A 23,033-nucleotide genomic window follows, 5' to 3' on the forward strand; every position below is an offset into this window, starting at 1 on the left:
TCTTCCTTCCCTTATTCCCTGTTATTGAGTATTCCTTCTTCCGCCATGGAAACCAACCGCAGAAACCGTTCCGGGTCATATTTTTTTGTCGTTATTTCAAGTTTCCATGACCGGCCGGTTCCTTTTCCGGTTACATTGATTGCATCCGCTTCTGTCCAAATGTCATATGCATCCTTTAAATACACGTTTCTGACGGGTATATCCCGTTCCCTATCCTCTTCTTCCAAATGCGTCAGTTTCTCTACCGCCTGCTGTACAGCCATCGCGCATGCCGTTTCGTCATGGATCTGATAAACCGCCAGGATCATGGCTGCCAGTGACAAAAGCACGACAGCCATAACATATGCCGCTTCAATTGTATAGCTGGCCTTCAGCCTCTTATTTATAAAATAACCAGCCATATTCCTACCGGCATAAGAAACGGGAGAAATGGCACACTTTTCTTTCTCATGGAAATATGTTTCCATATCCCCCACATCATCATTCCCATACAGCAGAATCCGCAAAAGATCACCCCTCCGAACAACAGTGCAATGTTTCTCCAAAATCCAAGAAACATCCCTGTAACAATAAAAAAATACCCGTCTCCTTCTCCCACGGCTCCTTCCGTCAGCCTGTTCAGTGCCAGCAGAATCAAACAGATCATTATACCGCAGCCTACAGCCGCCCAGTCTGCCCTTCTCAATCTGCACAGATTCAAAAACCAGGCCATACTTCCAAACAGACCATATACCCACACCGCAACACTTCTGCTCTTAATATCCTGCCATGATGTGATACAAAGAAAACTGATAAATACCAGCTGCTCAACTATTTTAATCATCATTTTTACTCCCTCCTGAACAGTAAGAACATGGACCCAGCGACTCTACAGACTCAACCGGAACGGATTGCACATAAGCAGTAATCGCTCTGCAGCTTTTATCGCTGTGATAACTTTCTCCGCTGGGCATAATGTATACCGTACCTCCCGTTATATTTCTGCCGCAGATGCTGCAGGGACGGTACTTACTTCCCGAACGGTTCCTCATGCTTCCTATCCTGCCAAAATCCACTCCGGAAATATCGTTAAACAGATAATGACATGTTCTGCTTTCGTGATACCTGATGCTGTCTTTTCCTATATAAACCATCTTCCCCTTCTCTTCCCTCCTGATCTCATCTCCCCTGTCTCCGCTTTTTCCAACCCACGCTCTTCTGCAGCACCGCAGCTGCCGCTTCAACGTATCCATCCGGAATATAGGAAATGGAAGACGTATTTCATATTCAACGATCAGATCAATTGTAATACCATCTTCAAGTATGGATGATCCGGCTGCCGATATCTTCACAACTGCATCCGTATCGGCCTTCTCTCTTATTTTTTCTGCTGTGTAAATTTTCGCACCTTTCTCCGCAAAATAGCAGGCCGCCTGCAGAAGATATTCTCCCGCCTGGCCTGTATTTGCTGCTTCCCCCTTCAGCCCACTGTCCGCCTGATCGGTCAAATATGCATATTGAGCCATATCCTCTCCAACCGCTTCCAGGGCCGCCTGCATCTTTCTTTCTGTATTCATTATTTTCATTGGAATCATTAAGATAACTGTCATAAACAAAAACAGCGTCAGGCACATGGCTGCCTCTACTGTCATGCTTCCATCCGCCCCCCTGTTTACTGCCGGGAAGGAGGCAGACAGCAATGCCCTCTTTCGGCTGAAATAAAAAAAGAGAGTGCGGGGACTGATAACTTGGAGAGGTTTTTTCTTGTCACATGAATGATTCTGTATTCTGTTCATACCGAAAAAGGGCATCGTTCTCTGCCTCCTTCCTTCTTGATTTTAATCAATATGCCTTCCGGACCCTGACCGCCATGTCATACCCCTGGTTTCCAGGCGGATTATCCACAATTCCTGGCAGAAAAAACATGTGTTTTCCACAGATCTTTGCCTGTATATCCACCGCATATGCGCAGTTGCCTATGGAAAAATCCGGCTGTTCTGCCCTTATATTGAGCTGTATCACATCCATTATTCTGTAGTAAAGCGTCACCCTTTCTTCTATATATAAGAGAACTTTCAGATATCCTGTATAATCCTGGCCGCGTTCGCTTCCTTCTGAGTTCCCAAACGTTCCGGTCCGACCGGCTTCCATCATACCTTCCAGCCCCAGTCTCCAGTCCTCTGATGACTTCCATAAAGGCATCTTTCCCCCAGACATCAGGATTTTTAAATCTGATATGGCTTCTGCAGCAGCCCATAGATTCATAATCAGAAATGCAACAAGCAAAACGAGAGGTGCAAGCCCTGAAGCTCCTACCAAAGCTGCTGCCAAATTCATCGCTTCTTCCCTCTTTGCCCCATCTGACAAAATATGAAGCAGATTCAGTCCTTCTCTTATCAGAAAGATCTCCCTCACTGCCCCAGTAAGATTGGAACGGTCTGATAATTCCCCTTCAGCCAAATACTCCATTTCATACTGGAGCGGATGATCTTCTTCCTTTATAAAATTACCAAAAAACTTTCCGCAGTATTCACTGGTCAGCAGCCGATCCGTCAGGCCAGCCCTTTCATTCTCCTGACTTTTTCCATATACGGCTGACAAAAGGCCATCTGCTGCCGCCTTTTTCTCTGATACGTGTTTTCCTTCCGGCATCACCAGGTCCAGCAGGCTTCCATCTGCCATATTTTTTAACTTTTCGAGTATGTGTTTCTTCTCTTTATCCTGAACCCCGTGTGGGCATGTGACCCTGCCTTCCTGTAATTTTTCAAAATGATGCATGACCGGCCGCCATAATGCCTCTTCGTCAAGTTCTTCTTCTTCATCGTCTCCCTCCCAATTTTCTATATAATCTTCCACGTTCTCCGCTTCCCTCATTACTTCCTCCGTCAGCTGTCTGTTCTTCTCTGCAATCACTGTTTCTTCTTCAATTTCCATCCTCCGTTCTCCGTCTTTCGACGTATAAGATTCGTACTGGCTGATTTCCCGTTCCAGAATCGCCGAAGCCTGAATTCCCATATCATCAGCCTCATTTCTAAACTGCGCTTTGCTCCGTACCAGTTTTTCATTGAGTTCATCTGCTTTCTTTTCATACGTCTCTACAAGTCCGGGAACACGGTTAAGTTCCCGGATCATTTCTTTCGCAATCTTTTTAAACCGACTTCCATCGCAGTTCTGAAGCGCCTGTATTCCTTCCTTCTTAAGACTTTTCTGCCGTTCCAGACAGCTGTCCAGATTTTCCAGCGCCTCTTCTATTCTGACAGCGTCTCGTGTATGGCCGGCATAGATTTCTGCAGTTCTTCCCACCGCCTGCGCCTCTTTCAGGTTTTCCTTTAGCTTTCCCGCTTCTTCCGGAGAGAAATCCATCGTCCAGATACCATACTTCATATAGTCCAATATTTCTTTTTCCATCAGTCTTCCTGCCTCTTCTGTAATTAAGTCTGCCTTTTTTACAGTCACTTCGTCAACAGCTGCAGGATACCACCCTTCCTGTTCGAAGTAGGTTCCAAAATAGTGGGTAAACTCCTCCTCCAATTCTTTCTGATCCCCACATTCTCTTAAAAGCAGGCGGTAGGAATCCCACAACTCCCTGTGATATCCGCTCATGACTGAATCGATAGCAGAGTCTGCCGCTGTCTGCAGATAGCATCTGGTCCCCGCCATCCTGGCAGACTCCACAACACTACAGAGCAGCGCGCAGACACAGAGGAGAATCATACTCAGGAAAACCGTCACCTGACCCGGTTTTCTCACTCAATATACCTCTTTTGACTGGCTGTTGATCTCTTTAAAAATTGCAGTCAGCAGCTTGTTGATCTGCTCCTTAAAAATAATTACGAGGCCGATTAAAACCACCAGAATAAGTACAACTTCGATCACCCCTACCGCGTCCTCCTGTTTAATAAATTCCTTTATCTCTTTTGCCATATTCATATGCAATCTCCTTTCTTCCTCTATGAAAATGCCATCATAGCCGGCACCATCACCATAATCATTACAACTCCCAACATTAAGAACAAGGGCAGCAGAAGTTTCGTACCCGCCTCTTCTCCCTGACGCCTGGCCAGGTTCTTTCTTTCTTCAAATGCAGATATCATCTCTGTACGCATCACCTGATTCAGATTTTTCATTCCCTCCTTCCTGTTTTGAATTAGGAGACCGGAAAGTTTCATATATGGCTGAAGACCGCATCTCCTTCCAAATTCTTCATAAGCTTCCCCTTCGGCCCTGCCCGTACGTATCTGGTAATACGTTCTGCTCATCTCCTCATACGCATACCTCCTTTTTCCTCTTCCTTCCTGAATCCTTTTTTCGTAATCTGCAACAATCTTTTCCCAAGATGACCGCACGGTCATTCCCGCGCCAATAAAAACCAGCAGCCGGGATACGATTTCCGAATAATCCAGCAGCATTTGACGATTTCTTTTCTTCTTCTCTTTCCATTCCTCCTGCCGTCCCTTAAAGCCATACAAAACTGCAGCAAATACCCCCATGACCGGTAAAAATCCAGCGCTGTCCGTTCCTTTTTCTCTGTAACTCAGCATCTTTCCCCTGTAATCTTTAGGCAGCGTAAACCACTCTTCTCCTTTCTGTTCTTCATCCATCTGCCGGATCATTCTCCTGAACTCAGCCTCCGCCTGTTCCTGCTCTGTTAAAAGAGGCGGATATACGTTTACAGGCAGGTCAAATTCCGTATCATGTTCTCCATCACTCATAACCGCTTTCAGCCATACCCTTATTCCGCCTTTTTTTACAGACGGATTCTCCTCATTCATCACTCTGCCGTAGTTATCAATAACATCCTGATTCTCTGAATACCAGCGTACCCGTATTCCATATTCATCCATCCAGCCAGGCAGCTTCATGTCTGTTCTGACCTCTGTCAACGACTGATTGTCCCCTATGATTTCTGTGAGCAGTTCCTGCCAAGCCTTTTTAAAGACCTCTTCTGCCTCAAACTTATCATATTGTTTCTCGCTGACTGTAATCTTCACAGGTATTTCTTCTCTGTCCAGACCGCTTACATAAATATCATAGTCAACCTCTCCCATCCCGTGGGCAGGCCGTCTGACTTTACCGTCTTGAAAAGGTCCCTTACCTCCTGCTGCCTCTGCAGCTATATACAAAAGAATACCGGCCGCAACGCATACCGCCTGCATCCTGCAGAACCGTATGGGGACGTTTTCCACTTTCCTTCCTTTTTTCAAAACACTTTTCCACATCGTCTTTCTATTCATTCACACTCCTTTATATCTCAATATCTAATATTTTTTCCGCTATGGCAAAAGCAGAAAGATAGACTGCCAGACATGCCGTCATAAGAATCCTCCCAAGCCCTGTTGTGTACATCTGGCGGAAGAATCCGGGCGAAGCCATTTCTATATAAAAGACGATTAAATATGGAAGAAGGTTCATTATTCTCTGCTCAAACCGTCTGGCCGCTGTCATTGTCCTGATTTCTTCTTTTACTTCCATTCTGTCCCGTATCACTCCGGCCGTATGTTCCATTATAGACGACAGCCCTCCGCCGCTTCGCTTCGCCGCGGCAAACACTTCTGCAAAATTTTCAATGTCTTCTAAACCGCTGCGCTTTCCGAAGTCAAAGAGCAGCTGTTCCACCGGCCTGTTCATTCCAAGCTGACTGACAATATACTGAAATTCCCGTACGATTAAGCTGCTTTCTCCATACAATAGTCTCAGTTCATCCAGGCTTACCCGAAATGCATTTTCGATTGAATATCCGGCTGTCAGAGAAGAAGAAAGAACCGTTATTCCTTCTTTAAATTCAGAACTGAGTTTTTCCAGCCTTCTTACTATTAAGTTTTTCTTTTTATACCAGGGGTAAATTATGCCGAACGGCAGGAGACAAAAAAATATTTTTAGATTTCTGTAATAAACATAGGAAATCAGCATACATGCTGTAATGCCGCTTAATTCGTACAGGACAATTTCTTTTGCTGAAAGGCTGTACCTGTTATATGCAGTAACCGGCTGCTGCAAGTTTTCCCTGCGCCTTGAGCTTGCCCATTTTTTGAAAGCAGCCCTCCACCTTTCCTTCTTTTTTCTGCGTCTCTTCAAACCGGAAAAGACAGTTAAGGGCGATTTCTCCATGCTCTATCCCTCCAATCTCTGTAACCGAAAGCACCTTTCTGCTCCCGTCCCTCAACCTGCCCAAGTGTACCATAATGTCCACCGCAGATGCGATCTGGCTGCGTATTGCTGCCAATGGGAGGTCTGCCCCCATCAGAACCATTGTTTCCAGACGGGACAGCATGTCCCGCGCACTGTTTCCATGACCGGTACTAAGGGAGCCGTCATGACCGGTATTAAACGCTGCAAGCATATCAAACGCCTCCTTTCCTCTTACTTCTCCTACAATAATTCTGTCCGGCCTCATTCTGAGGCTGGCTCTGATTAAATCACCGATTCCCACTGCTCCCTCTCCTTCTATATTTGCATTCTTCGTTTCGAGACGCACCAGATTAGGAACCTGCTGAATCTGCAGTTCTGCCGAATCTTCAATTGTAACAATCCGCTCCTTATCCGGTATAAAAGATGACAGCGCATTTAAAAACGTAGTTTTTCCAGAACCTGTACCTCCACTGATAAAAATATTGTATCTGGACAATACCAGCGTCTTTAGAAATTCTGCGATCTCTTCTGATATGGCTCCGATCATCACAAGTTTTTTCATCGTTATAACTTCCGGAAATTTTCGGATTGTTACTGCCGGCCCGTCCAGGGCGACTGGAGGAAGCACTACATGCACTCGTGATCCATCTTCCAGCCTTGCATCTGCAATGGGATTTGCCATATTAACAATACGGTTCACCCTGCTGACGATCTGCTGAATCATGTCCTCCAGCTGCTCTTCTGAGTCGAATGACTTTTCCCACCTCTCCATATGCCCCCTTTTTTCTATAAAAATACGATCCTTTCCATTCACCATTATTTCAGTTATTTCCGGGTTATCCACAAGCTCCTGCAGAATATCAAGTCTTCGGAAGGAATCAAAAATTCCCGACCGAAGGCTGATTTTCTGCTTCAAAGGAAAATACTCCTCTCTCGCCGTATCCTGAATGGCCGCATCGATCATTGCATACAGCTCTTCATCTTCTACCTGCCTACGTTCGTTCAGCTGTTTTGCAACCTCGCCGCGGATTTTCTTCTTTAAAGAATCTGCCTGGCTCACTCCTTTTCCCAATCGCCCGCGCCTCCTTTCAAAAGTGTCCTTACATAGTCGCCCAATTCTCCCCAGAGGAGCTGATCCATATATGATTTTCCCCTTGTCTGGGCACCGCCGGGCGGAAGCTTCACCTTCTGAATCCTGTCTTTGATCTGACTGTGTCCCGATAATTCCAAATACCGGTCGAATTCTGCTATTTTGGCAGCGGAAACCGTATCATCTCTTACCGGCATATAGATGGTATCGCATATCTCCAGCAAATCTGCCGCCATCCTGCCAAACTGCCCCACATCCACAACAATCATTTTATAAGATGCCGATTTTGCCATATCGGCCAGAAAATCCGCCATACAGGACACCTCCATCTGGCACAAATCTTCCGGATATCTGGCCGGCGGTATGTAATCCAGACTGCCCCATGTATATACAATGGAGCTCAACCTTGCCCAGTTGTACTTACCCTGCCGGTAAAAATAGAGAACATCAGACAGATCACCCCGAAACATCTCATTCATAAGCGCAGACAGCCCAGAGCAATCCTCCAGATTCACATACAGCGTCTTTTCCTCCTGAGACAGCAGCTGTCCCAGCGTCAGAGCAAACGACGTCTTGAGGCAGCGGTTGACCGGCGAATAGACACCGATCACTTTTCCTGCCGAAAAAAGGGGACAGTCGATGCCAATCGGCCCTTCGCCGTAGCATGCCATCACTTCACGAATAATGCTGTCGGAGGACTGATACTTGTATACGGCAGGGAATTCATTTCCTGATTCGTCCCGGCTTCCGTCTGAAAGAAGGATCACCCGCGCTGCCCGGACATCTTCCACCTCCTTTCTGTCAGCCTCCGAACTGACCAGCAGTATTTCAATTTCATGTTTTTCTGCATACTGCAGTAGCCGCTCCATAGATGTAAACGATATGACATTCAGAGGGATTTTCTCCCTATTGTTGACAAAGTCTGCGAAACGGTCTGCATAAAACGGGTCCGTATCGTAAACTGCCATTATTTTCTTCATAAGTACCTCCTGTTTCTGTAATAAATGATTTCGTAATAAAATTTATTTGTGCAGCCAGAACATAACGGTACACATTCCTGCAAACAGGCAGACGGTAAGAGGAATTGTAATGCCATATCCGTCTCTGTCCGGTATGTAATATGCGGTAATCTGGCGCGTACGTACGAGACGTCTGACATATGAATGGAAATATGAAAGACGGCTCCTCAACTCTTTTCTGTACAGAAGTTTGACCAGAGAGCAGACTCCTCCCAAAGCAAAGCCGGCAGCCAGCGAAAGGCTTCCGTCCACAGCTCCAAGGAATCCTGCCATCAGAGCCATCATTTTTATATCTCCTGCTCCGATCATCCTGCACAGAAAAAGAGGAAAAAACAGGACGGCAACAGCTGCAAGAGGAAGAAAAAATGACAGTCTCCCCGTAAAGAGTCCTGCAACTGCTCCTACCAGAATCCACCAATTGGGAATTCTCCTGTTTTTCCAGTCAAAAAAAGCTCCTGCCCCGAAAAAAAGCAGCAAAAAAAACGCGGGATAATACACTGTAAGCGATGCAAAAACACCTCCCTGTTATTCAGTTTTCGTTCCTATGGAATCTTATGCCCGACGCGGGCAAATCCTGAAAGGATTTTTAAGAAATTGAAATATGATTTGCGTGTTTCTTATTATGCACGTTTTATCATAAATTGTCAATAATATTTCCTTCTTTTTCCTCGTTATTTTGTTGACGTTGCACAAAAAAAATGGTAAAATAAGCTTAGTTTAAATTTTTAAACCAAAGGAGCATTTACATGGCTGACAAAGAATTTCTCCTGTATCTTCAGGAATGTTTTGACCGCTGCAAACCGATTTTCATCGCCCTTGGCGATGAAGTTCGTCTGGCTATCATAACAGCCCTGGCCCGGACGGCTCTGACCGGACCGCCGCCAGATCCGTCCCACCCAAAAGGGCTGAGCGTAAAAGAGATCACGAATACGACCAGGCTTTCCAGACCGGCCATTTCTCATCATCTGAAGATACTGAAAAACGCCGGGCTGGTAGATTCCGTACAGACCGGTACGTCCAACATTTATCACCTTACATTTGATCCATCAATTGAGATGTTATATAAGCTCAGCGCCGCACTCTATGAGATTCGAAAGGAAAGTGAGGCTGCAGCGCCTTTTGCCCCTGCTGAAAAATTTATCGTATAACCGGGACAAAATTATCCGGTCCAGTATAAATTTCCATTTTCCAGATATACTAAAGGTATCAATATTTGGGAGATGATGGAATGAAAATCAAAACAGAATATTCAGCCGCCTGGCTCGCAGAACGACGGGCACTGCGGGCGGAAATAGAAAAAACAAAGGATGAAATGGATGTTGTCCAGAATCATTTTGAACAGGTAATCGACCCGACGCTGATCGACTGTTATATCTACGAACTGAACGCCGTTCAGCTGCGGTACCAGTTTCTGCTTCGCCGGTTCAAAAGTCAGGAAAAGATCCATACCGCATCCGTATAGAATATGGAGGACTTAAAATTATGCACACCTGGTATGAAAAATCAGTATTTTATCATATGTACCCCCTTGGTATGACTGGAGCGCCTAAACACAACGACAGCCAGGAAATTACCCATCGTTTTGAGGAACTGAACAAATGGATTCCCCATATCAAAGCTCTTGGCTGCACTGCCGTTTATATCGGCCCCTTATTTGAATCCTCTTCCCATGGATATGATACGAGGGACTATAAAATGACCGACAGAAGGCTGGGAGACAACGACGACTTTGTTCAATTTGTAAACCTCTGCCATGAGGACGGAATCAAAGTCGTCGTAGACGGCGTATTCAATCACACCGGAAGGGAGTTCTTCGCATTTCGGGATATACAGGACAGGAAATGGGATTCGCCCTATAAAGACTGGTACAAAGGAATCAATTTCGACTGGCAGAGCCCAATGGGAGATCCTTTTGGCTATGAAGCGTGGCATGGAATTTCCGATCTGCCCGCTCTGAATCTTCAGAATCCGGCAGTTAAAGAATACCTTTTCAACGTTATCCGGTTCTGGATCGATACCTTTGATATCGACGGTATACGCCTCGACTGCGCGAATGTACTGGATTTTCAGTTTATGAAAGAAATGCGTGCCGCCACATCCGCCATGAAAGATAATTTCTGGCTCATGGGAGAAGTCATTCATGGCGAATACAGCCGATGGGTAAATCCGGATATGCTCCATTCCGTGACAAACTATGAGCTACATAAGAGCCTGTATTCCGGGTATAACGATCACAACTATTTTGAAATCGCCCACAATGTCAGACGTCTGGAGGCTGTCGGACGCAGTCTGTACACCTTCGTAGACAACCACGACGAAGACCGTATAGCCAGTAAACTGACTTTGAGCGATCATCTCTTTCCGGTATATCTTCTGCTGTTTACCTTGCCTGGCATCCCGTCCGTCTACTACGGCGGGGAATGGGCCATACCGGGAAAACGCACCAGTACATGCGACGATATGCTTCGACCGGCTATCCATCCGGACGAATTTGAAAAGCTGCACTGCGACCTGACAGAACAGATCGGCAAACTGGCCGGTATCCACCAGACGCATGAGGCATTTCATAATGGTATTTACAAGGAACTTCTCCTTACGAACCGTCAATATGCATTTTCCAGAACCGGAGATGAAGAAACAGTCATTACAGCTGTTAACAATGACGAGGCGGAATGCAGCCTGTCCATACCGGTATCCGGCAGTTTTTCTGAAGCGCTGGAACTTATGAGTGGAAAAGCGTTCCCTATCGAAGAGGGACGGATTAACACCGTTTTAAAAGCCTGCAGCGGACAGATATTTCAGCTTCTCCAGCCACAGGAGGAATAACTTTCATTTGTTTGAGCTTTCCGTTCATGTTTTGAACAGTTACGAAAAAATAACAGAAAAGAGGAATCACTATGGGACGAACAAAGAAAAAGAAAGAAGTTGGAACAGGCTTTATTACAGAAGTAGACCGTTATCTGTACGGTAATGGTACTCATTATGAGATATATGAAAAGCTGGGCGCTCATCCAAAGACACTCCGCGGTAAAAACGGGTACTATTTTGCCGTATGGGCGCCTCATGCGGAAAGCGTCAGTGTCGTCGGCAATTTCAACGGCTGGGATCCGGACAGTCATCCTATGACACAGCTGGAACAGTCCGGCATATATGAACTCTTTGTACCGAATCTCAGCAAGGGAGAGCTTTATAAATTTGCAGTCACTACGACTTCCGGAAAAATTCTTTTTAAGGCGGATCCATACGCCGTTACGGCAGAATACAGGCCGGGCACCGCTTCCATTACAGGTGATATCTCAGGATTCAGCTGGAAAGATGAAAAATGGATGGAAAAGCGGCAGACAACGGAACATGTAAAAGAGCCGATGAGCATTTACGAAGTCCATATCGGTTCCTGGCGCAAAAAGAACAGGCCGGAAAAAGACGGATATTATACATATAAAGAGGTCGCAAAAGAACTGGCGGATTATGTGAGTTCCATGGGATACACCCATGTGGAACTTATGGGCATTGCAGAGCACCCTTATGATGGCTCCTGGGGCTATCAGGTTACCGGATATTTTGCGCCAACATCACGATACGGAACACCAGACGAATTTATGTACTTGATTAACTATCTTCACAAGAAGGGAATTGGGGTGATCTTAGACTGGGTTCCGGCCCATTTTCCGAAAGATGCCCATGGACTGGCAGATTTTGACGGTCAGCCGCTTTATGAATATGCCGATCCAAAGAAGGGGGAGCATCCGGACTGGGGGACAAAAGTATTTGATTACGGCAAAAACGAAGTGAAGAATTTTCTCATTTCCAATGCCCTGTACTGGATTGAAAAATTCCACGTGGACGGCCTCGTGTAGACGCTGTCGCTTCCATGCTTTATCTGGATTACGGGCGTACCGACGGCAACTGGATTCCCAATAAGAACGGTGGAAATGAGAATCTGGAAGCGATTGAATTTTTCAAGCATTTGAACAGCATTGTGAGCAAAAGAGGTTCCGGCGCCATGGTGATCGCAGAGGAATCTACCGCGTGGCCGAAGGTTACCCACGCACCTGAAGACGGCGGTCTGGGCTTTACTTTCAAGTGGAATATGGGTTGGATGCACGATTTTCTGGAATACATGAAACTGGATCCCTATTTCAGGAAATACAACCATCATAAGATGACATTCGGCATGACTTATGCTGCCAGTGAAAACTTTATTCTGGTTCTTTCCCACGACGAAGTCGTGCATTTAAAATGTTCCATGATCAATAAAATGCCGGGCGAGTATGATGATAAATTTGCCAATCTCAAAGCAGGTTACACGTTTATGATGACCCATCCCGGCAAAAAGCTGCTTTTTATGGGACAGGATTTCGGCCAGTGGCATGAGTGGGATGAAAAAGTCTCTCTGGACTGGTATCTGGCAAATGAAGACCTCCATCGTGATCTGCAGAATTATGTGCGTGACCTTTTAAAGCTTTACCGCCAGTATCCTGCTCTTTATCGTCTTGACAGCGACTGGAACGGATTCGAGTGGATCAACGCCAATGACGGTGACCGAAGCATTTTCAGTTATGTCAGGAAAGACGAAACAGGCAAAAAGAATCTTCTTGTAATCTGCAACTTTACTCCTGTAGAAAGGCCGGATTACTGTGTAGGTGTTCCTAAACGCGGAAACTTTACTCTTGTGCTGGACAATGTTCATGGAATGTACCACCGAGGCGAAGGCGCGCCCGTTTACCGCTCCAAAAAACAGGAATGTGACGGCAGACCTTATTCGTTCCAGTACCCGCTGCCTCCTTATGGTACAGCAGTTTTTAAATTTTAACCATTTAAAGCAACAAATTAATTTATTGTCAAAAAATTATAATAAGATATTGCTTTTTTGTTCACCCTTTGGTAATATAAACTAAAGAATTATTTTATAAAATTTTTATATTTCAAGGAGGCACCATAATGATTAACTATCCTTTAGACGAGAAAGCAATGTTTGAGGACCTCCGTGGCTTGATGCAGATCCACACGGTCAACCACAACTGTGGACCGGTCACTGATGAAATGCCTTTGGGGGAAGGTGTTTACAATGCATTGCAGTATGTTAAGAATCTTGCTGAAAAGATGGGATTCAAAACAAAAATGCTGGATGGATATTCCATCTGGATTGAAGCCGGAGAAGGTGAGAAACTTGTTGCCAATTTATGCCACGTAGACGTTGTGCCTGTAGAAGAAACCGGCTGGAAGGCTGATCCATTCGACGCAACTCTGCTTGACGGAAAAGTTTACGGCCGCGGTATCTGTGATGACAAGGGGCCTACGATCCTGAGCCTTTACGCATTAAAAGCTCTTGTTGATGCCGGTAAATTAAAGGACAAGCGCGTACGTCTTATCGTCGGCGGCGATGAGGAAAGCGGCGCATGGGTATGTATGAAACGCTACCGCGAGACAGAAGAACTTCCTGTATGTTCCTTCTCTCCTGACGGAGATTATCCTTCTACATACGCAGAAAAGGGAATCCTGCATGTAACCGTATCCCGCGATCTGGATTCTTCCGTGAAACCGATCAGCCTGGAAGGCGGAAAAACATACAACATCGTTCCTGCTGCTGCAAGTGCTGTAGTTGACGGCAAAACATACGAAGCCGAAGGAAGAGCTGCTCACGCTTCCCGTCCTGAATTAGGCCTGAATGCAACGAGAGAACTCTGCAAGAAACTGGCTGCCGACGGCGTTGACCACCCATTCGTTAAGCTGATGGAAATCGCTGATACAAAGGGCTGGGGCATTGATTTTGAAGACGAGCAGTCTGGAAAGCTCACTTTAAATCCTGCGATCTCTGTTGTTACCGCTGATCATGCAGAAGTAAAATGTGACATCCGTGTACCGGTAACATTCACACCGGAAGATGTAACAAAAGCAATTAATGAAAAAGTTGCTCCTCTTGGATTCAAGGCGGAGTGTGACTTTGTCCTTGGTTCTTTATATGTGCCAAAGGATTCCGAACTGGTAACTACTCTTCAGCGCGTCTATAAGGATTGCACCGGCCGCGATGACGAACCGATTTCCGTAGGCGGCGGCACATATGCCAGAACATTTGAAAATGCTGTTGCATTTGGACCGCTTCTTCCTGGAGAAGAGAATACCAATCATAAGACAAACGAATGCTGGAACTATGAGAATATGCTTCTCACATATCAGATTCTTGCAAACGTTATGGAACAGCTCTAAATTTTATAGGGGACATAAATCAGGTACTTCACTAAACAAAAAGTACCGCAAAAATGAAGGAGGAAAAGCCTTATGGAAATTATTATTGGCTTTACTATCATCGTTGCTATCCTGGTTATCGGTGATACAATCTCAACTGCTACAAAGGCAGTTATTCCGTCTGTATTCGTACAGGCATTGTTATTCATGGTAGGTTTCTGGACAGTCCTTCCAAAGGATATTGTTACTACCTCAGGCTTTGCAGGTCTTTCCCTGCTGGCTATGTATCTGTTAATTACTCACATGGGAACCATGCTTGACTTAAAACAGCTGATCGAGCAGTGGAGAACCGTTGTGATCGCATGTGCAGGTCTTGTAGGTATCGTTCTCGGATGTATGACTATCGGCAGAATGGTTCTTGGAAGCGACATCGCATTCATCGCTACACCTCCGTTAACCGGTGGTACCGTAGCTACTCTCTTAATGGGTGAAGCTGCTAAGGAAAAAGGCCTTGAAGACTTAATCGTACTTCCAATCCTCGTATACGTAGGACAGGGCTTCGTTGGATATCCTTTAACATCCTTCATGTTAAAGAAAGAAGACCGCAGACTCTTAAATCTGTACCGTTCCGGCCAGATGAAACGTGTTGAGCAGGCAGAAGGCGGCGAAGTAGAAGGCAAGTTCCGTGTGATTCCTCCTGTACCTGAGAAATATGAGTCCAATACATTTATGCTCCTTCGTCTTGGCTTCGTTGCTATGTTAGCTTATTTCACAGCTACAGCACTGAACAAAGGCCTTGCAGCAATGGGCGCATCCTTTACAATTCATAAACTCGTTGTATGTCTGATCTTTGGTGTTATCGCTTCTGAGATCGGTTTCGTTGAGAAGAAGACCCTGAATAAGGCTAACTCCTTCGGTTTCCTGATGACAGCACTGTTAGGCTATATCTTCGCTGACTTAAACCGTTCCACACCGGAAATGGTTGTTCAGTTAATTGGTCCGTTGATCGGTATCCTGTTCTTCGGTATTGCAGGTATGTACGTAATCGTATTCTTTGTCGGCAAGTTACTTCATGAGTCTCCTGCAATGGCATGGTCTATCGCCATGAACGCACTGTATGGATTCCCTCAGAACTTCATGCTCACACATGAGTCCGCTAAGAGTGTAACAGAAGATGCTGATGAAAGAGAATTCCTGATCGAGCAGACACTTCCAAAGATGCTGGTCGGCGGTTTCGTAACAGTTACGATCGCTTCCGTAATTATCGCAGGTATCTTTATCGGAATGCTGTAATTAAATCCACAATTTCATAAAACAGACAAGGGTATTGCCAATAATCGGTTCTCCGACGCTGGCAGTACCCTTTTTCTAATTCCAAATTACGGAAAAATGTTTTGATACGGAAGCCATATCGTTGTATAATAGTATCTGACAGAACGAACACTAGAGAAAAGGAGGACTTCTCATGCAGAATATTCTTGTCTGTGATGACGACAAAGAAATCGTCGATGCAATTGATATATATCTTTCCAGTGAGGGATTTCATGTAATTAAGGCTTATGACGGTTATGAGGCGCTTGACCTGCTGGAAGAAAACGAGGTAGACCTGATGATTGTGGACGTCATGATGCCAGGTCTGGACGGAATCCACACGACCAGAAAAGTGCGGGAAACAAGCAGTATTCCAATCATTATCCTCTCAGCAAAATCGGAGGACAATGACAAAATTTTAGGTCTCAATATTGGTGCAGACGACTATATCACCAAGCCGTTTAATCCCCTGGAGCTGGTAGCCAGGGTCAAATCCCAGCTCAGACGCTATACTCTGCTCGGCAACATCAACCAGCAGCAGGAAAACGAGCACATTTTCAAATGTGGCGGCCTTCAGATCAATGATGACAACAAAGAAGTCACTGTGGATGACGAGCTTATCAAACTGACGCCAATCGAATATAATATTCTACTCCTTCTGGTCAGGAATGCGGGAAAAGTATTTTCTATTGATGAAATCTATGAGCAGATTTGGAATGAGGAGGCAATCGGTGCAGACAATACCGTAGCAGTACATATCCGTCACATCCGTGAAAAAATTGAGATTAATCCCAGGGAGCCTCGCTATCTGAAGGTCGTCTGGGGCGTCGGATATAAAATAGAGAAACAATAGGTGGCCTATGAAAAAACATATAATGCTTGTTCTTCATTTTGCCTTTATTTTCTTCGCTCTTTTAGGAATCGGGCTGATGTTTGTAAACTCCAATTACGGGCGCGGCCTGTCCTGGCTCTCCTCTGAAAAGTATGAAAATTCAGAACCATTTGAAGAACAGCTGAAACTCGATATTCATCACATTTTTGATTATGTCAATTACAGAGATGTTTTCGAGACGAACGGAACACTGGATCTCAATAAAAATATAGCCGGTATTTCCTATGTAAACTCACCGGATGAAGAAGAGATATTCACTCTGGATGAACTGGTCCGTTATGCCAGGACAAGAGGGTATTCCCTGGACGAGAATAAGAACGTCATTGGCGTTCCTGTAGAGGATAATTCGGAGGTCAATATCAGGGTAAACTGGAAAGCCTACAAGCCTAATGAACATTATTCCGGCCCTGGAGACATTTTTTCCACCATGGACAGCCTGTCCAAAGAAACGCTTACATGCCTAGGTGATTATTACAAGGTCGTTCAGTTTATGATGGAACAGCCGTCGAATATTTATTTTCAGATTCGATACCAGCGTTCCGACACGGAAGCCAGCGTTTATACAAATGCGCCTGATAAGACTGTCGATGAATTGAAAGCCCTTGGAAAGTACTGTTTTGTCAGCGGTTCTTCCCTCTCTCTTGATTCCAATTTATCGAATCCTCCGGCTGAAATGACCGTTTCCGCAGAATCATCCAATCCTTACGGAAATAATAATTACTACGCGATTGTAGCTGTCGATACGAATTATCCGGCGGTGGATGCCTATTCAGCAGGAAATGCCTCATTTCACCGCATGCGGGTATTTTACATTATTGGACTGCTGTGTCTTCTTGTAGGCCTGCTGGGCACCCTGATTACCCTCTATCAGATCGTATCCTCTTATCGCGTAAAGAAGCTGATCTATCTGGATAAAGTCACCTTTGAAGGAAGTGTGATTCTCAGCCTGCTCAGCATATTGTTTTTTACTTATTTAAGCGATAAGACAATCTGTAAACTGCTGCACACCCTTTTCAGTATTCCTTATTGGAATTATATCGATATGGTCGTGCATTTAAGCATTACCTATATTATCTGTCTGATTGAAGGATTCAGCATATTGAGAAGATACCATGCAAAAACGCTGTGGTCCAACAGTATGTTCCGCAATTTCCGCAAACAAGTATCCCTGTATTTTCTGCATCACAGGTTTACTGTGCGTTTTGCTGTATATTATCTCGTTTTCCTGGTCATGAATTTCTGCCTGTGGGGCGGCGTTTTTCTGGTTGCATTCTATATTGACGGAGCGACTGGAATGGCCTTGTCCGCAGTCCTTGGAACACTCCTGTTCCTCCTCGACGTGTGGGGATTTCATATGCTGTTTCACAGTGCATGGGAACAGGACAGAATCAACGATGCCGTCAAAAGCATATCCTCAGGAAATACGTCCTACCAGATCGATACCTCCCTTTTCACAGGAAAAGAAAAGGTGCTGGCTGAAAGTATTAACAACATAGGAATCGGCCTGGAAACGGCCCTTCAGGAACAGGTAAAAAGCGAGCGTCTGAAAGCCGACCTGATTACAAATGTTTCCCATGACATTAAGACGCCTCTGACATCCATCATCAATTATGTAGATTTAATTAAACGCGAAAAGATTCAGAATCCTAAGATTCAGGATTATCTGAATGTCCTGGATCAGAAGTCACAGCGTCTGAAAACACTGACAGAGGACTTGGTAGAGGCTTCAAAGGCCAGCTCCGGAAATATGCAGCTGGAGTTCACAGATATTGATTTTTCAGAACTAATCTATCAGACCAACGGTGAATTTGAAGAAAAATTTGAAATACGGCGTCTGGAGCTGGTTACCTCTATCCCGGAAAAACGAATCATCATTGAAGCAGACGGCCGGAGACTTTGGAGAATCCTTGAAAACCTTTATAACAATGCATTCAAATATGCGATGGAAGGAAGCCGGATTTATGTAGATCTGGAAGAATCAGAAGATGGTTCCATGGCTGCATTTACCATTAAAAATGTCTCAGCAAATCCTCTGAATATCAATGCGGATGAACTGACCGAACGTTTTGTCCGCGGAGATGTGGCCAGAACGACGGAAGGAAGCGGACTCGGACTTTCTATTGCCAAAAGCCTTACACAGCTCCAGAATGGTGTATTCACCCTCCACATTGACGGAGATCTATTTAAAGCTCAGGTTCGGTTCCCCATTAAAAAGAACTCCTCAAATACGTGATTAAAACGGCTCTGTTCTGGCTGCAGACGAATTCTGTAATCAAAACCCTCCACTATAACACCGGAATTTGTTTTTATGATATAATCATCTGATCGATGGAGGAAAAACCAATGGAACGAATTTACTCAACGTCAGAAGCGGCTGCACTAATCGGAGTTCATCCCAATACTGTAAGGCTTTATGAACAGCTGCATTTTATATCGGCTCCGGGAAGAAAGGCAAATGGATACCGTATATTTACTGAACTGCATATCCAGCAGCTTACCATGGTACGCCTGGCATTTCAGGTGGAAGTTCTTCAGAATGGTCTGAGAAAGAAAGCCGTTGAAATCGTGAAAACGATTGGTCAGTGTGATTTCTCCACGGCGCTCGAAATGGTTCAGATTTATCTTGATCAGATTGAACAGGAACGTGTCCATGCCGAAGAGGCAATACAGATTACGAAAGATCTGATAGATGGAAAAGGCAGTCCTACGCTCCCTTCTGTCAGTCTTACCAGGAAGGAAACTGCTGAATATCTCGGAATCACAATCGATACGCTCCGCAACTGGGAATTAAACGGGCTGTTATCGGTTAAACGGATGAAGAACGGCTTCCGGGTATACACGGCTGCGGATATCGGGCGTCTGAAAGTAATCCGCTCTCTGCGCTGTGCAAACTATTCTCTGGCTGCGATACTGCGTATGCTGCAGGCGCTCTCAGCTGATCCTGATACAGATATCCGCAGGGCCATTAATACTCCCGCCGAGGGCGACGATATTTTTACTGCATGTGACAGTCTGCTGATTTCCCTCTCTCATGCAGAAAGCAATTTCAAACAGATTTACGGTCTGATCGAGAACGTGATAAAAAAACTCAATACAAACCCTCCACTTTAACACCAGTCTATTGACTGGTGTTATTCTTTTATTATCAACAATTAAGGAGGTACACAAATGAAGCCGATAATAACAGTCAATGGAATAAGCAAATCTTACGGGAGTACTGCTGCCCTTCAAAACCTCTCTTTTTCAGTAGAACCTGGTCATATTTTTGGCATTTTAGGTGAAAATGGAGCTGGAAAGAGTACTGCGGTGGAATGTATTTTAGGAACAAGAAAACCGGACTGCGGGACTGTCACGATCATGGACATGGACCCTGTATCGGACAGAAGGATGCTGTTTCAGCATATTGGCGTACAATTTCAGGAATGCAGCTTCCCGGATAAAATTCGTGTGGATGAGCTCTGTAAAGAAACGGCTGTCCTGTATCAGAATTCTGCCGACTTTAAGGAACTGCTTCATCAATTCGGCCTGGATGAAAAAATGTATAATTACGTAAGCGAACTCTCAGGCGGGCAGCGTCAGCGTCTGTTCATCGTTCTTGCCCTTATACCAAAACCACAGATTGTGTTTCTGGATGAGCTGACGACCGGTTTGGATCCCAGGGCACGCCGTGATGTCTGGCATTGCCTGAAGTCCATGAAGCAGAATGGAATGACCATTGTTTTAACATCTCACTTTATGGATGAGGTTGAAGCGCTGTGTGATCACATTCTGATTTTAAAAAAAGGCACTGCAGTCTTTGAAGGCGCTCCTGGAGAGGCTGTCAATATCAGCCCGCGCAGCACTTTGGAGGAAGCATACTTATGGCTTACAGAACAGGAGGAATACAATTGAAACGATTTCTTACACTGATGAAAACTGAATTGAAATTATCTCTGCGAGGTCTGGACATGCTGATTTTTGCAGTTATCTTTCCGGTCGTAATGGTCATACTGTTAGGCATGATCTATGGAAATTCTCCTGCTTATTCCGGAGCATCCTATACCTTTCTGGAACAGTCCTTCGGCGCGCTTGTATCCATTTCTATCTGTGCCGGAGGAGCGATGGGACTTCCTCTGCTCATATCTGAATACAGGCAGAAAAAAATATTAAAGCGTTTTCAGGTTACACCAGTCAGCCCTGTACTGCTACTGTGTGTACATTCTGCAATCTATGCCCTTTATGCTCTTGTCTCACTGGCCCTCGTTTACAGCTGCTCAGCAGCCTTCTTTGGATACCGCATGCAGGGATCAGCCAAGTTATTCTTTCTAAGCTATCTGCTGGTTATGATGTCAATATTCAGCATCGGACTGGTAATAGGCGGAACAGCCCCCGACTTAAAGTCTGCCGGAATAATAGCGAGCATACTCTATTTTCCTATGATGATCTTTTCCGGCGCAACGCTGCCCTACGAAATTATGCCACTCCCACTCCAACGGGTATCCGATATCCTTCCTCTGACCCAGGCTATCAAGCTTTTAAAATCCGCTTCTCTGGGAATTCCCCTGGAAAGTGCGGCCCCTGTCATTTATCTTATTATCCTTTTTATCTGCTGCAGCGCTGCGGCCGCCAACCTTTTTAAGTGGGAATAACCGCCAGTCATTTCCTGATAATATAAAAAGTCTCCGACAGCAGATGTTATACCTGGTATCCGCCAGGTTATAGCATCCATTGCCGGAGACTATATAATTCTATAGTTCCCATCTAATATTACTTCTATGAAAGGATCGATTCTATATCATATCAGCCAAAAATTCTCCATCCGCAGATAAAGTTATTGGCCCACCAAGAGCTGAGGCTCCTCTGTACAACACGTCCATTACTGGAGGAAGCATCGATAACCTGTCCTCCGCCCGCTACAATACCGACGTGGCCTCTCACGACGATAATATCGCCGGCCTGCAGGCTGCCGAAATTCGTAATCTTCTGATATCTTCCTACATTTCTCCAACCGGATGATGTGAGGTAACTCTGCCTTACTCCTGACTGATTCAGACACCAGTATACAAAACCAGAACAGTCAAATGCATTCGGCCCTTTGGACCCCCATACATATGGACTTCCTACTTTGGACCTGGCTACAGAAATCAAGGTACTTACACCTGAACCATTATGTACGACTGCTCCGCCGCCCCCTGAGCTTCCTCCTGTAGATCCTCCGCCGGAATTTCCCTTGTTGTTATTCGTTTTTCCGCCCGTCGATTCCTTTGTCGGTTTCGGCTTGCTTGGAGCCTTCTTAACATTATCGCCGGTCAGTGTATTCATGGTTTGAGCGCCGACCAGACCGTCTGCAATCAGTCCATTTTGTTTCTGGAATTCCTTAACGGCTTTCTCTGTAACTTCACCATAATAACTTGTCACGTTTGTGGATGCTAAATATCCATATTTACTCAGAAGCTGCTGAACCTTCTGAACCGTTTCGCCCTGTTCTCCAAGGGTAAGGCCCATTGCCACTGCTTCCGGGCTGTTAAGTGCAATTCGTGTAGATGGGCCGAGGAAGCCGTCTACTACCAGGTCATTTCTCGCCTGGAACTGTTTTACAGCCAAGGTCGTATCATTACCGTACGCCCCATCCGGCTCTGTAGTCATATATCCCAGCCGCCTTAATTCTTTCTGGCATGCCAGAACTACATCACTCTTCTCGCCATAGGCAATCATATTTGGCTTTATCTCATCGCTGTACAACAGGTTCATCGTCTTTTGACCAACCTTACCATCCACGGTGAGTCCATTGACCTGCTGAAGCTTATTAACTGCTGCTTCTGTTGAATCCCCAAAATTGCCGGTAACCAAGTCAGCGCTTGCCAGATATCCCAGCTCATACAGTCTGACCTGAATCTTCTGAATATCGTCGCCGGATACTCCATTTTCTACAGCATAGTACTTTGCTTCCGGGTCCAGAATTGCATTCAGCGTTTCTTCGCCTACAATTCCATCCTGCGGCAAGCCATTCTGTCTCTGAAAGTGTTTTACTGCTCCTACGGTAACTTCACCATAAAACTCTGTCGGTTCATCGTTGTCCATAAAGCCCAGCTCCATCAAACGTTCCTGCAGTTTGGCTACAATGGGATGATGAACACCTATTCTCAGATAATCAGGTATGGGTTCACCTGCTTCTACACCTGCCAGATCAGGAAAAAGCGGTCCGTCCGGTGTCATCTGAATAATTTCAATATCCGGGATGATTCCCTCTGGTTCTGGAGCTGCTGTTACAACAATCGGTCCCTCCGGTTTTGCTGCTGCACCGGAACAGGCAGCCGTCACACAGGCTGCTGCGGCAATCGTACCCATAAGCAGGTACATCTTTAGCGATTCATTTATATTCATGGATTTTACCCTCTTTATTCATACGTTTATCGAATAAAGCAACCTGATCCTCCCTGTTTCAGCC

General features: G+C 45.3%; 21 protein-coding genes and 1 pseudogene. 11 read left to right on the forward strand and 11 right to left on the reverse strand.

The genetic code is table 11. The features are described 5' to 3' along the window. Positions 1 to 11 precede the first annotated feature (11 nt). The 10 genes from DXA13_RS14590 to DXA13_RS14635 all read right to left on the reverse strand — a co-directional run bounded on the left by DXA13_RS14590 (position 12) and on the right by DXA13_RS14635 (position 8,715). Positions 12 to 401, reverse strand: coding sequence for a hypothetical protein (locus DXA13_RS14590; RefSeq protein WP_118245430.1), 390 nt, complete (start codon positions 399 to 401; stop codon positions 12 to 14). Then, on the reverse strand, positions 383 to 826 hold the full coding sequence (locus DXA13_RS14595) for a prepilin peptidase (protein WP_118245432.1): 444 nt from the start codon (positions 824 to 826) through the stop codon (positions 383 to 385). Before DXA13_RS14595 ends, DXA13_RS14590 begins: the two co-directional genes overlap by 19 nt. After that, positions 816 to 1,631 (reverse strand): hypothetical protein, encoded by an 816-nt coding sequence (locus DXA13_RS14600; protein ID WP_147348039.1) that lies wholly within the window; start codon positions 1,629 to 1,631, stop codon positions 816 to 818. Before DXA13_RS14600 ends, DXA13_RS14595 begins: the two co-directional genes overlap by 11 nt. 190 nt (positions 1,632 to 1,821) lie before the next feature. Continuing rightward, positions 1,822 to 3,729: a DUF5702 domain-containing protein gene (locus DXA13_RS14605; RefSeq protein ID WP_118245436.1), complete on the reverse strand. Its 1,908-nt coding sequence runs from the start codon at positions 3,727 to 3,729 to the stop codon at positions 1,822 to 1,824. Further along, the gene (locus tag DXA13_RS14610) at positions 3,730 to 3,909 is read right to left on the reverse strand and encodes a Flp1 family type IVb pilin (protein ID WP_118245438.1); all 180 of its coding nucleotides are present in this window, start codon (positions 3,907 to 3,909) and stop codon (positions 3,730 to 3,732) included. Between the two features lie 20 nt (positions 3,910 to 3,929). Continuing rightward, the gene (locus DXA13_RS14615) at positions 3,930 to 5,213 is read right to left on the reverse strand and encodes an immunoglobulin-like domain-containing protein (RefSeq protein ID WP_118245440.1); all 1,284 of its coding nucleotides are present in this window, start codon (positions 5,211 to 5,213) and stop codon (positions 3,930 to 3,932) included. 10 nt (positions 5,214 to 5,223) lie between these two features. Continuing rightward, positions 5,224 to 5,976 (reverse strand): type II secretion system F family protein, encoded by a 753-nt coding sequence (locus tag DXA13_RS14620; protein WP_243009157.1) that lies wholly within the window; start codon positions 5,974 to 5,976, stop codon positions 5,224 to 5,226. After that, complete coding sequence (locus tag DXA13_RS14625) at positions 5,951 to 7,180, reverse strand: CpaF family protein (RefSeq protein WP_347559877.1); 1,230 nt, start codon at positions 7,178 to 7,180, stop codon at positions 5,951 to 5,953. The genes DXA13_RS14620 and DXA13_RS14625 overlap by 26 nt, the downstream gene beginning before the upstream one ends. Then, the gene (locus tag DXA13_RS14630; RefSeq protein WP_118245442.1) at positions 7,165 to 8,178 is read right to left on the reverse strand and encodes a hypothetical protein; all 1,014 of its coding nucleotides are present in this window, start codon (positions 8,176 to 8,178) and stop codon (positions 7,165 to 7,167) included. The genes DXA13_RS14625 and DXA13_RS14630 overlap by 16 nt, the downstream gene beginning before the upstream one ends. Before the next feature lie 42 nt (positions 8,179 to 8,220). Continuing rightward, positions 8,221 to 8,715: a prepilin peptidase gene (locus DXA13_RS14635; protein ID WP_118245444.1), complete on the reverse strand. Its 495-nt coding sequence runs from the start codon at positions 8,713 to 8,715 to the stop codon at positions 8,221 to 8,223. Between the two features lie 248 nt (positions 8,716 to 8,963). Here DXA13_RS14635 and DXA13_RS14640 point away from each other — a divergent pair, with 248 nt between their 5' ends. From DXA13_RS14640 to DXA13_RS14690, 11 genes and pseudogenes are all read left to right on the forward strand, one after another. After that, positions 8,964 to 9,365: a metalloregulator ArsR/SmtB family transcription factor gene (locus DXA13_RS14640; RefSeq protein WP_118245445.1), complete on the forward strand. Its 402-nt coding sequence runs from the start codon at positions 8,964 to 8,966 to the stop codon at positions 9,363 to 9,365. 80 nt (positions 9,366 to 9,445) lie between these two features. Then, positions 9,446 to 9,679, forward strand: coding sequence for a YaaL family protein (locus DXA13_RS14645; protein ID WP_118245447.1), 234 nt, complete (start codon positions 9,446 to 9,448; stop codon positions 9,677 to 9,679). Between the two features lie 20 nt (positions 9,680 to 9,699). Further along, positions 9,700 to 11,043: an alpha-amylase family glycosyl hydrolase gene (locus tag DXA13_RS14650; protein ID WP_118245450.1), complete on the forward strand. Its 1,344-nt coding sequence runs from the start codon at positions 9,700 to 9,702 to the stop codon at positions 11,041 to 11,043. Positions 11,044 to 11,114: 71 nt separating this feature from the next. Continuing rightward, a pseudogene (gene glgB, locus DXA13_RS14655) lies at positions 11,115 to 13,030 on the forward strand (1,4-alpha-glucan branching protein GlgB). Positions 13,031 to 13,158: 128 nt separating this feature from the next. Beyond that, positions 13,159 to 14,424, forward strand: a complete 1,266-nt coding sequence (locus DXA13_RS14660; RefSeq protein WP_118245452.1) for a Sapep family Mn(2+)-dependent dipeptidase — start codon at positions 13,159 to 13,161, stop codon at positions 14,422 to 14,424. 72 nt (positions 14,425 to 14,496) lie between these two features. Then, on the forward strand, positions 14,497 to 15,696 hold the full coding sequence (locus DXA13_RS14665; RefSeq protein ID WP_118245454.1) for a hypothetical protein: 1,200 nt from the start codon (positions 14,497 to 14,499) through the stop codon (positions 15,694 to 15,696). A gap of 172 nt (positions 15,697 to 15,868) precedes the next feature. Next, a complete protein-coding gene (locus tag DXA13_RS14670; protein WP_118245455.1) occupies positions 15,869 to 16,567 on the forward strand; it encodes a response regulator transcription factor in 699 nt (232 codons plus the stop codon). Between the two features lie 7 nt (positions 16,568 to 16,574). Further along, positions 16,575 to 18,839, forward strand: coding sequence for a HAMP domain-containing sensor histidine kinase (locus tag DXA13_RS14675; protein ID WP_118245458.1), 2,265 nt, complete (start codon positions 16,575 to 16,577; stop codon positions 18,837 to 18,839). 110 nt (positions 18,840 to 18,949) lie between these two features. Then, positions 18,950 to 19,717: a MerR family transcriptional regulator gene (locus DXA13_RS14680; RefSeq protein WP_118245460.1), complete on the forward strand. Its 768-nt coding sequence runs from the start codon at positions 18,950 to 18,952 to the stop codon at positions 19,715 to 19,717. 57 nt (positions 19,718 to 19,774) lie between these two features. Continuing rightward, positions 19,775 to 20,497, forward strand: coding sequence for an ABC transporter ATP-binding protein (locus DXA13_RS14685; RefSeq protein WP_118245462.1), 723 nt, complete (start codon positions 19,775 to 19,777; stop codon positions 20,495 to 20,497). Further along, positions 20,494 to 21,234: an ABC transporter permease gene (locus tag DXA13_RS14690; RefSeq protein WP_118245464.1), complete on the forward strand. Its 741-nt coding sequence runs from the start codon at positions 20,494 to 20,496 to the stop codon at positions 21,232 to 21,234. Before DXA13_RS14685 ends, DXA13_RS14690 begins: the two co-directional genes overlap by 4 nt. A 151-nt stretch (positions 21,235 to 21,385) precedes the next feature. Here the strand turns inward: DXA13_RS14690 and DXA13_RS14695 are convergent, their stop codons facing one another. Beyond that, a complete protein-coding gene (locus DXA13_RS14695) occupies positions 21,386 to 22,969 on the reverse strand; it encodes a peptidoglycan-binding protein (protein ID WP_118245466.1) in 1,584 nt (527 codons plus the stop codon). Positions 22,970 to 23,033 lie beyond the last annotated feature (64 nt).

It is taken from the genome of Clostridium sp. AM58-1XD, from assembly GCF_003464085.1.
In the GTDB taxonomy this organism is placed as follows: domain Bacteria; phylum Bacillota; class Clostridia; order Lachnospirales; family Lachnospiraceae; genus Lachnoclostridium_A.

What these genes read in the sequence shown, in the direction of transcription:
- DXA13_RS14615 (WP_118245440.1), bottom strand. Translation starts at nt 5,213, where the DNA reads ATGAATAGAAAGACGATGTGGAAAAGTGTTTTGAAAAAAGGAAGGAAA.
- DXA13_RS14670 (WP_118245455.1), top strand. Translation starts at nt 15,869, where the DNA reads ATGCAGAATATTCTTGTCTGTGATGACGACAAAGAAATCGTCGATGCA.
- DXA13_RS14590 (WP_118245430.1), bottom strand. Translation starts at nt 401, where the DNA reads ATGGCTGGTTATTTTATAAATAAGAGGCTGAAGGCCAGCTATACAATT.
- DXA13_RS14680 (WP_118245460.1), top strand. Translation starts at nt 18,950, where the DNA reads ATGGAACGAATTTACTCAACGTCAGAAGCGGCTGCACTAATCGGAGTT.
- DXA13_RS14660 (WP_118245452.1), top strand. Translation starts at nt 13,159, where the DNA reads ATGATTAACTATCCTTTAGACGAGAAAGCAATGTTTGAGGACCTCCGT.
- DXA13_RS14630 (WP_118245442.1), bottom strand. Translation starts at nt 8,178, where the DNA reads ATGAAGAAAATAATGGCAGTTTACGATACGGACCCGTTTTATGCAGAC.
- DXA13_RS14600 (WP_147348039.1), bottom strand. Translation starts at nt 1,631, where the DNA reads ATGACAGTAGAGGCAGCCATGTGCCTGACGCTGTTTTTGTTTATGACA.
- DXA13_RS14665 (WP_118245454.1), top strand. Translation starts at nt 14,497, where the DNA reads ATGGAAATTATTATTGGCTTTACTATCATCGTTGCTATCCTGGTTATC.
- DXA13_RS14640 (WP_118245445.1), top strand. Translation starts at nt 8,964, where the DNA reads ATGGCTGACAAAGAATTTCTCCTGTATCTTCAGGAATGTTTTGACCGC.
- DXA13_RS14610 (WP_118245438.1), bottom strand. Translation starts at nt 3,909, where the DNA reads ATGAATATGGCAAAAGAGATAAAGGAATTTATTAAACAGGAGGACGCG.
- DXA13_RS14595 (WP_118245432.1), bottom strand. Translation starts at nt 826, where the DNA reads ATGATGATTAAAATAGTTGAGCAGCTGGTATTTATCAGTTTTCTTTGT.
- DXA13_RS14645 (WP_118245447.1), top strand. Translation starts at nt 9,446, where the DNA reads ATGAAAATCAAAACAGAATATTCAGCCGCCTGGCTCGCAGAACGACGG.
- DXA13_RS14695 (WP_118245466.1), bottom strand. Translation starts at nt 22,969, where the DNA reads ATGAATATAAATGAATCGCTAAAGATGTACCTGCTTATGGGTACGATT.
- DXA13_RS14650 (WP_118245450.1), top strand. Translation starts at nt 9,700, where the DNA reads ATGCACACCTGGTATGAAAAATCAGTATTTTATCATATGTACCCCCTT.
- DXA13_RS14675 (WP_118245458.1), top strand. Translation starts at nt 16,575, where the DNA reads ATGAAAAAACATATAATGCTTGTTCTTCATTTTGCCTTTATTTTCTTC.
- DXA13_RS14685 (WP_118245462.1), top strand. Translation starts at nt 19,775, where the DNA reads ATGAAGCCGATAATAACAGTCAATGGAATAAGCAAATCTTACGGGAGT.